The following is a 9,311-nucleotide window of genomic DNA, read 5'->3' as shown; positions in this document are numbered from 1 at the left end:
TTCTCCCATCCCAAGTGCCCTTGAGATTAAGCTTTCTTGCTTACAATTTAAAGATACAAGCCTGGGAGTAGGCCCAAAGGCCGTATCCCAGGGTTACATTCCATCGTCATTCTCATTTGTTTCCATTTGATGAAAATGAAAAGTCGGGCGAAGCGCCCGACCTACCCTTGCTCCGCCAGGTGTAAAATCTCTACGAAAAAAAACCCTAAATGTTTATGAAGTTGGATTTCCTGTGAATAGAATTTTATAGGGGTTAGTTGAGTTATGGAATTAAAATGAAAACCTGGGATACGGCCCTTTGGGCCTACTCCCAGGCTACGCGGGTTCACATTGGTAGTTAGTTGTTTTTCTTTATCTCTAATTGAGGTTCATTGAAAAATTGGTCGGCGTGTAAAATATTGTGAGCTGGAATACCTATCCTCCCTGCCTCGGACAAATCTCCTCCATACTGACTTACCACTCGAATACTGGAGGTATCCACATCCGATAATTGTTCTTTGACCAAGTGATTGAGTAGTGACATTGTTGAGTGCGGATTTACATTTCGGTTATCAGTCACATTTTTAAATAATTGATAACGGTAAGATAGGCATAGAAAAATATTGGGTGCAATTTCAATAGGATCTTTGCTTTCTCGTACACTTAAATCAACAGGAGTAATAAATTTAATCTCAGGGTTTTGTTTTTTTAACAATCGAAGAATCTTTAATACATTCAGTTCATTTGTGTTAGAGATCAAATAAACAGGTTCTGATTCTGATTGTGTAACCAGTGTTGGAAAACGCAAAGCACTCGTGTCATCCAGGTCAATAATTTCATTCCAGGCATGTTCTAGTAAAGCTAATGCGAAATCTTCTGAGTAGGATTCGCTCCCATTTAATCCAATCATCGTTTCTTGTTCAGCTTCCGCCTCTTGAAGAAAAGGGAATATATGCAGAAGATTTTGTAGAAACTGCTCGGTGCTAATAGCACCCAGTTTGTAGGGTTGAATGAGTTGCTGTTCGTTCATCTTGTATTGATACATGACCCATGCGTAATTAGACCAAGATTTGAATAGAGTGGGGCATGAGCTGAAACAACCGACTGAATATTCGTTACATAACTGTGCAAACGCTTCGACGCTTTTGCTGATTGGATGTAATGTATGTATTGTTGATAAGTTAACTATAAGTGGCATAAAGACAAAACCTCGGCAAGCTCAATTTGGATTAAGTGTAACCCAAGAGGTACCTGGTAAAGCTAATAAGAAATTTAAACACGGCTACAACTTGGACAGAATATGGCTCCCCGGGACGGGCTCGAACCGCCGACCTAATGATTAACAGTCATCCGCTCTACCGACTGAGCTACCGGGGAATAGAGGCGGAATCTTAAAACGATTCCGCTTGATGGTCAAGTAAATTTTTAATAATTTTTATTATTCACTGCAAAAACGTTGTAAACGGTTTAATGCGTCTTTCAAGGTGTCAATTCCAGTGGCGAATGAGATGCGGATGCAGCCTTCAGTTCCGAATGCGGATCCGGGTACTAGTGCGACTCCAACTTCATTTAATAATTTTTCGGAAAATTCGATGTCGTTGGCGTATCCGCGTTTGTCGATGATGGCCTGAACGCTGGGGAAGATGTAAAAGGTGCCGTCAGCAGGGATGACTTCGATGCCCTCAATGCTTTGTAATCGATCAGCTACATAGTCATGTCGTTGATGAAACGCATTAACCATTTCATGTACGCTGTCGTTACTGCCATTTAAAGCGGCAACTGCTGCTCTTTGAGCAATGGAACAGGGGTTGGATGTGGATTGGGATTGAACGGTTTTCATCGCATTGATCAATGGCGCAGGGCCTGCGGCATATCCTATGCGCCAGCCGGTCATGGCATAGGCTTTGGAAACACCATTTAATACGATGGTTCTATCATATAACTCTGGGCAGGCATTCAAAATATTGGCAAAAGGTTGGCTCCAGATGATGTGTTCATACATATCGTCAGTCGCAATAAGAATATTGGGGTGTTTTTTCAATACAGTTCCCAACGCTTTTAACTCATCCAATGTATAGGCTATTCCTGATGGATTGGAAGGACTGTTCAGGAATATCATTTTGGTTTTAGGCGTAATGGCTTGTTCTAACTGTTGCGCAGTGATTTTATATCGTTGCTCAGGGGTGGTTTGAATAATGACGGGGACTGCTTCGGCCAATAACACCATATCGGGGTACGAAACCCAGTAAGGCGCGGGAATAATGACTTCGTCACCTGCATTGAGGAATGCCTGACATAAATTATAACAACTTTGTTTTCCCCCAACGGAAACTAAAATTTGATTCAGTTGGTAATCCAGACCATTGTCGCGCTGGAACTTGTTCTTGATCGCTTCTTTTAATTCAGGGATCCCATCTACCGCAGTATATTTGGTATAACCTGCTTCAATGGCTGCAATGGCTGCAAGTTTAATGTGTTGAGGCGTGTCAAAGTCTGGTTCACCTGTTCCAAGACCAATAATATCAAGACCTTGTGCTTTCATCTGAGCTGCTTTTGCAGCTACCGCCAGAGTAGGTGAGGGTTTTACTTTTTGTACACGCTTTGCCAATGCGATATCCATCTGTTACTCCTGTGAATTATCAGTGTCCTAGCATATAATATAAAATATGAAAGACTTATTTAAAATTTATTCAAATTACCAACCAGCCGGTGATCAACCTACTGCAATTGCCTCGTTAATTGATGGCCTGGAATCAGGTTTGGCCAAACAAACACTTTTAGGCGTAACCGGCTCCGGTAAAACCTTTACTATAGCTCATGTTATTCAGGCCATGAGAAGACCCGCTTTAATTATGGCGCCTAATAAAACACTGGCGGCTCAACTCTATGGCGAGTTTAAAGCTTTTTTCCCTGATAATGCAGTAGAATACTTCGTGTCCTACTACGATTATTATCAACCAGAAGCTTATGTCCCTGCTTCCGATACCTTTATAGAAAAAGACTCATCCATCAATGAACACATTGAGCAGATGCGATTATCGGCAACCAAAGCGTTAATTGAGCGTAAGGATGCAATAATCGTTGCTACAGTTTCTGCAATCTATGGTTTGGGTGATCCCGATTCCTACTTACGTATGGTATTACATCTTTCCCGTGGAGAACACTGTGGGCAGCGTAAAATATTAAAACGTCTTGCTGAAATGCAATACACTAGAAGCACCTTAACCCTTGAGCGTGGTCAGTTCAGGGTGCATGGCGATGTTGTTGATATTTTTCCTGCTGATTCAGAAAAAGATGCCATCAGAGTCGAATTATTTGATGAAGAGATAGAAAATATCGCCAGTTTTGATCCATTAACTGGTGAAATCCTGCAACGTTTGCCTCGAATCACTATTTTCCCTAAAACACATTACGTCACTCCGCGAGAGCGTATATTGGAAACAGTTGAGTTAGTAAAAGATGAGTTGCAGCATCGTCTTGCTGAATTCAATGCGCAAAACAAACTGGTTGAGGCGCAACGACTGGAACAACGGACCTGCTTTGATATTGAAATGATGCTGGAGTTGGGCTATTGCTCGGGCATAGAAAATTACTCCCGATATTTATCAGGCCGCCAACCGGGTGAGGCTCCGCCAACCTTGTTTGATTATTTACCGCCTGAAGCGTTATTGATAATAGATGAATCGCATGTGACTGTTCCACAAGTAGGCGGTATGTATAAAGGCGACAGGTCACGTAAGGAAACCCTGGTCAATTATGGCTTTCGATTGCCTTCAGCATTGGATAATCGACCTCTACGTTTTGAGGAGTTTGAAGATCGGTCGCCGCAAACCATTTATATATCGGCAACACCAGGACCGTATGAACAGGCACACTCAGCTAATATTGCCGAGCAGGTTGTTCGTCCCACCGGATTGATTGATCCTGTAGTAGAAATCAGACCGGTAAGAACTCAGGTCGATGACCTAATGTCCGAGATTCACCAGGTCATCAGAGAGGGGGGGCGTATTCTGGTGACTACTTTAACGAAAAGGATGGCAGAAGATTTAACTGATTATTTGACGGAGCATGGAATTAAAGTGCGGTATTTGCATTCTGATGTAGATACAGTAGAGCGGGTTGAAATCATTCGCGATTTACGTTTGGGCGAGTTTGATGTTCTGGTTGGTATTAACTTGCTGCGTGAAGGTCTTGACATGCCTGAGGTTGCTTTAGTCGCAATTCTTGATGCAGATAAAGAAGGATTTTTGCGCTCTGATCGTTCTTTAATTCAAACGATAGGTCGTGCCGCACGGAATGTAAAAGGCCGGGCGATTCTTTATGCAGATAAAATTACTGGCTCCATGCAAAGAGCATTGAATGAGACAGACAGACGACGGGAAAAACAAAAAGCCTTTAATCTGGAGCATGGTATTACTCCCATGGGCATTAATAAGTCTGTGGAGGATATTATGGAAGGTACCTATATAGGTAAACGAAAAACGGTTGTGGCTGAAAAAATGCCAGAATACATGCACTGGTCAGAACAGGAATTGGTCAAGCAGATTAATCTTCTGGAAAAGAAAATGTACCTGCACGCAAAAAACATGGAGTTCGAACTGGCTGCAAAAGTAAGGGATGAATATCTGTTGTTGAAAGAACAGCTGATTAAGATATAACCCGACAGTCATCGATTTTGAACCCTGAGGTTCAAGTGGGGGGCGAATGAATCGGTTCAGGCTTCCCACTGCTATGGTGGTCTTGCACAACGCCGATTACAGGATGCTCCCCTGGCTATGAGTGTTGGTTCTAAAATCACTCGCCATCGGGTTAATTACATTATAGCATCGCCTTTTTATTAAAACATAGAAAAAATCATTAGTCTGATAAAAATAGTTCTACAATGAGTATTTTATGAGTGGATTGCAGGAGAGACGTTTTATTTGTGTGGAAATTTTTTATCTAATAAGGTTTTAAATTCAGTGTTATTGACTGGATGAGAAAAATAAATACCTTGACCGGATAAGCAGCCTAACTTTTTCAATTTATCTAAAGTTTCTTGATCTGCGATACCATCCGCCATGGTTTTTAATCCTAAAGTATTGGCTATTTTTATAATCGTCTCGACAATTTTTATTTTCTTGGGATCATGAGTCATTTTAAATATATAGGATTTTTCAATTTTGACTTCATTTATAGGGTAATTGGTTAAATAAATGAATGAAGTATCTCCACTGCAAAAATCTTCAATGGATAACTGAATTCCAATCGCAGCCAGCTTGCCAAGAACTTCTTTGGCTATAGTTTGTTCCGTTAAACAGGCTCTTTCAGTAAATTCCAATATTAAAAAGGCAGGAGAAACTTTATATCGATGAAGCAATTCTTCAATGAGGCCAGGGAGCTCCCTATCGGAAGCATCTTTAACCGATAAATTCACGGATGCCGACAATTTGTAGCCTTCACTATGCCAATTGGCAATTTGTTGAATGACCCCTTTTAACATAAATTCGGTTAATTGATGAATTAAACTCGTGCCTTCAACCAAAGGAATAAATTTCTCGGGACTTAATATACCGTATTCAGGGTGTTCGAAGCGTACATGCGATTCCGCACCAATGATTTGGCCTGAAGCCAGATTGAAGATGGGTAAATAATGAATTTCCAGTTCATTATGTTCAATCGAACGTTTCAATTCATTGATCATCGTTCGATTCTGGATCAAATCATCCTGCATTTCTGGACTATAGATAGCATAAGGCCTACCGTCTTTTCGAGCATGGTATACTGCAATGCTGGCATGATTAATTAACGTTACCTCTTCCTGGCCGTGGAAGGGGTAAATCGCAATACCTGCAGTAGTAGTAATGTTGATATTAAAACCATCAATAATGTAATTCGACGGTATTAAATTAAGCATGTTTTCTAACAATTCATTGGCATTGAAATCCTTTTTGAGTCTGGGAAGTAAAAAAGCAAACTCATCACTTTGCAGGCGTGCAACCATATTCATACCGATCGTTACTTGCAACATATAAGGGTCGATTAACAGGTTTTTTAATCGATCAGCAAATTGTTTCAATACCGAGTTGGCATTAAATGTCCCAAAATTATAATTAATATTTTGGAAATCATTAATTTTTATTATTATGAGAGCCAGTTGTCCTTGTGTACCTAATTGTTCCATTCCATGTTTAATCTGTTCACTTAACATGCGGCTATTCGGTAAGCTCGTTAAATTGTCATGATTACTTTCATATCTGAGTTTTAACTCCAGATTGCCACTGATATTTAAAAATTCTCTGGTTTGATCAACCAATAAGGTTTGCGCTCTGTTTACGAGCCCTTCACAGAATGCCTGGCCCCAATATACAAACATGAAGGGCGTTAAATCTAATACCCATATGGCCGGATTGGAACGTTGTGCTTCAATAAATCCAGCTAAATTCACATAGCCAGTCATTTGATAGGAAACGATCAGGCTGGCAATTAATATACTGCTTACAGCAATGGCCAAACCTAAAAAAGTATATCTGTTGACATGACTTTTCAGAATAATGGAGCTTGGTGTAAGGCTGTTTTTAATATTCATTTATTTTATTGGCTCTATATCAGTAAATCGTATCGCAGGCGGATCTTCGACTACCTGATTTTTACTATAATTTGCGCGAAGATATAAATCACCTTGAGGCGGTGAAGCGAATCCACCCCAAAGTGTTTCAGTTTTTGCTTCATGCAATCCCTCTGTTTCAATTTTTATATTTAATGGACCTCCATGAGGAACGCCACAAGGTGCCAGCAAACAATCGTGTGGGTACATTTCTATCCAGTGGTTATCCAGAAATCCACGAGCTGAACCAGCCCAAATGATGACGCACTCATCAGAAACAGGGTGAGTATGGGCAGCAAATAAATCGCCTGGGGAACAACGCGTTAAATGAAACCCGCATTGACGCGCACCATGACCTGGCCATAAGACAAAACGCATCGGACTGCCATTGGCTGTGAATTCAGCACCCATAAATACATTGAATAATGCTCCCTTACTCCTTACTTCGCTGGCCTTCATATTCCAGGCACGCAGTTTCGGATGGGAGTCGTTAAAATGCATTTGATTTTCTGTAGACAAAGTACCAGGAATAATTTTATCTTTTGCCACTTCAGCCGCATCAAAATCAATTTTCCCTAATTCCTGAATATAAAATCCTGATTGTTCATACAGGCTGACTAAAGGTGGGGTAATAGAATTTACTAATACAAAATCTTCTTTATTCTTAGCTGGATTTCGTACACCATGAAGAATATTTTCAGGAAAATAAGCAATGTCACCTGCCTCAATTTCTACCCATTGATCATGAAGAAAGACTTCGCCTTTTCCTTGCATACATAATAAGGCTTCTTCTGAGATCTGATAGCGATACATTGGACTTTCTAAGCCAGGGGCTAATGTTAATACATGGATACTTTCTGTTTGAAAGCCATTTCCAGGCCAGGCAATTAAACGGGTAGGTATGTTATGCAGTATTATTTCTATTCCTTCATTGAGATTCCCAATGGCTCCACCCCTCCGGATGTCCTCATGTGTGCGATTTTTAGTTAAATAGTGTTCTCTAATGTCCATATATCGATTCCTTCGATGATGACTATCATGATCACCTGTTATGAGTCTGGAATAATTAGCACAACATAAAATGAGTATAGCATAGTTGTTGGTATGATGATGATCATATTGATTATTCTTAATCAATCAGTCGGAACTGCATTTCTATGCTATTTGGTTAAAACTTTTCCGGATTCGCCATTTCCCAAAATTCTTTAAAACTGTCCGGAATGTTATCGCCAAGCAATTGACCTGGAGATAGATATTCATAAAGTTCATTGAATGGTTTTACAGCATTGACACTGATGCGTCTCATGATATGGTTTGGCCGTAAATCACTGGGATTACTCAAGCCCAATGCACCAACCATTTCTAAGAAACTTTTGATGGTATTTTTGTGAAAGTTGGCCACTTGATATTTTTTTTCGTCGACTACTAAACCAAATTGCAATCGTTTATTTTGGGTTGCAACTCCTGTTGGACAGGTGTTGGCATTACATTGTTTTGATTGCAGACAGCCGGCGGCCATCATCATAGCTCTGGCAGAGTTACACATATCAGCTCCCAGGGCAATATTGGTAACCAAATCAAAGCCATTCGTTACTTTACCGCTGCATATAATTCGAATTTTATCGCGGACGTTTATCCCTACAAGAGCATTATGCACAAATACCAACCCAGCTTCCAAAGGGGTGCCAATGAAATTGGAATATTCTACAGGTGCAGCACCTGTTCCTCCTTCAGCCCCATCTACGGTAATAAAATCAGGAAATATGTGTGTTTTAAGCATGGCTTTGCAAATAGCGAGAAATTCATCTTTGCGGCCAATGCATAATTTAAATCCAATAGGCTTTCCTCCAGAAAGATCGCGTAGTTTTTTGACAAATTCCAGCAACCCTACAGGAGTATCAAAGGTAGAATGAGCGATTGGGGATAATACATCTTTCCCCATCTTAACTTTCCGTACTGTGGCAATTTCCTGAGTTAATTTGGCTGCCGGTAATATCCCTCCATGAGAGGGTTTAGCCCCTTGTGACAGTTTGATTTCTATCATTTTAACTTCATTGCGATTGGCTTCTGTAATAAATTCATTGTCATTAAAATTGCCATCCTCGTCACGACAACCAAAATACGCAGTTCCTATCTGAAAAATAATGTCGCCACCCTGCAAATGATAGGGACTTAATCCCCCTTCTCCCGTGTTATGAGCAAAACCACCAATCATCGCTCCTTTGTTCAGGGCCATAATGGCATTTGCCGATAAGGATCCAAAACTCATAGCTGAAATATTTAATCGAGATGCATTATAGGGTTTTTTACAATCCGGTCCGCCCACCATAATTCTGTCTTCTACTTCCGCTGCGTGCTTGGGTACCAGAGAGTGCAGAGCCCAGGTATAACCTACACTGGAGATATCGCGTTCTGTTCCAAATGGAATGGTATCACGTGTATTTTTTGCTCGTTGGTAAACAAGTGAACGCATTTCTCTATTAAAAGGAAGTTCACTTTCATCGGTTGCCACGAAATATTGTTGAATCTCAGGTCGAATAAATTCAAGAAAAAATCGGACGTGACCTAATACGGGAAAATTACGCAAGATACTGTGCTTTTTTTGACAAAGATCATAAATCCACAGCATGATTAAAGGAATCAGGAATCCGATAAACCACCTGATGTCATGAAACATTGCAAAGAGAGCCATTAAAGTAAGTAATACTACTCCAAAACCAATATACCATTGACGTCGCATCATGAA

6 protein-coding genes, 1 tRNA gene and 1 other RNA gene are annotated in these 9,311 nt (G+C 40.5%); 1 reads left to right on the top strand and 7 read right to left on the bottom strand.

Going from position 1 to position 9,311, the window contains the following annotated elements:
• Positions 1-337 precede the first annotated feature (337 nt).
• From Lqua_RS04075 to Lqua_RS04065, 3 genes are all read right to left on the bottom strand, one after another.
• Positions 338-1,024 (bottom strand): hypothetical protein, encoded by a 687-nt coding sequence (locus Lqua_RS04075; protein WP_238585524.1) that lies wholly within the window; start codon positions 1,022-1,024, stop codon positions 338-340.
• A 256-nt stretch (positions 1,025-1,280) separates the two neighbouring features.
• Positions 1,281-1,356, bottom strand: a tRNA-Asn gene (locus Lqua_RS04070).
• Between the two features lie 61 nt (positions 1,357-1,417).
• Positions 1,418-2,599, bottom strand: coding sequence for a pyridoxal phosphate-dependent aminotransferase (locus Lqua_RS04065; protein WP_058472994.1), 1,182 nt, complete (start codon positions 2,597-2,599; stop codon positions 1,418-1,420).
• A 46-nt stretch (positions 2,600-2,645) separates the two neighbouring features.
• Between Lqua_RS04065 and uvrB the strand changes: the two genes are divergently transcribed.
• A complete protein-coding gene (gene uvrB / locus Lqua_RS04060) occupies positions 2,646-4,637 on the top strand; it encodes an excinuclease ABC subunit UvrB (RefSeq protein WP_058472993.1) in 1,992 nt (663 codons plus the stop codon).
• Here uvrB and ssrS read toward each other — a convergent pair.
• From ssrS to Lqua_RS04045, 4 genes are all read right to left on the bottom strand, one after another.
• Positions 4,632-4,793: non-coding RNA, 6S RNA (gene ssrS / locus Lqua_RS19090), on the bottom strand. The genes uvrB and ssrS overlap by 6 nt on opposite strands.
• A gap of 104 nt (positions 4,794-4,897) precedes the next feature.
• Positions 4,898-6,547 carry a putative bifunctional diguanylate cyclase/phosphodiesterase gene (locus Lqua_RS04055; protein WP_058472992.1) on the bottom strand — a complete coding sequence of 550 codons (1,650 nt, stop codon included), beginning with the start codon at positions 6,545-6,547 and terminating at the stop codon, positions 4,898-4,900.
• Positions 6,548-7,576: a cupin domain-containing protein gene (locus Lqua_RS04050; RefSeq protein WP_058472991.1), complete on the bottom strand. Its 1,029-nt coding sequence runs from the start codon at positions 7,574-7,576 to the stop codon at positions 6,548-6,550.
• Positions 7,577-7,733: 157 nt separating this feature from the next.
• Positions 7,734-9,305: an FMN-binding glutamate synthase family protein gene (locus Lqua_RS04045; RefSeq protein ID WP_058472990.1), complete on the bottom strand. Its 1,572-nt coding sequence runs from the start codon at positions 9,303-9,305 to the stop codon at positions 7,734-7,736.
• Between the last annotated feature and the right edge of the window lie 6 nt (positions 9,306-9,311).

Source organism: Legionella quateirensis, assembly GCF_001467955.1.
In the GTDB taxonomy this organism is placed as follows: domain Bacteria; phylum Pseudomonadota; class Gammaproteobacteria; order Legionellales; family Legionellaceae; genus Legionella; species Legionella quateirensis.
The sequence above is the reverse complement of the archived record's forward strand: the minus strand, read 5'-3'. Positions and strand labels throughout refer to the sequence as shown.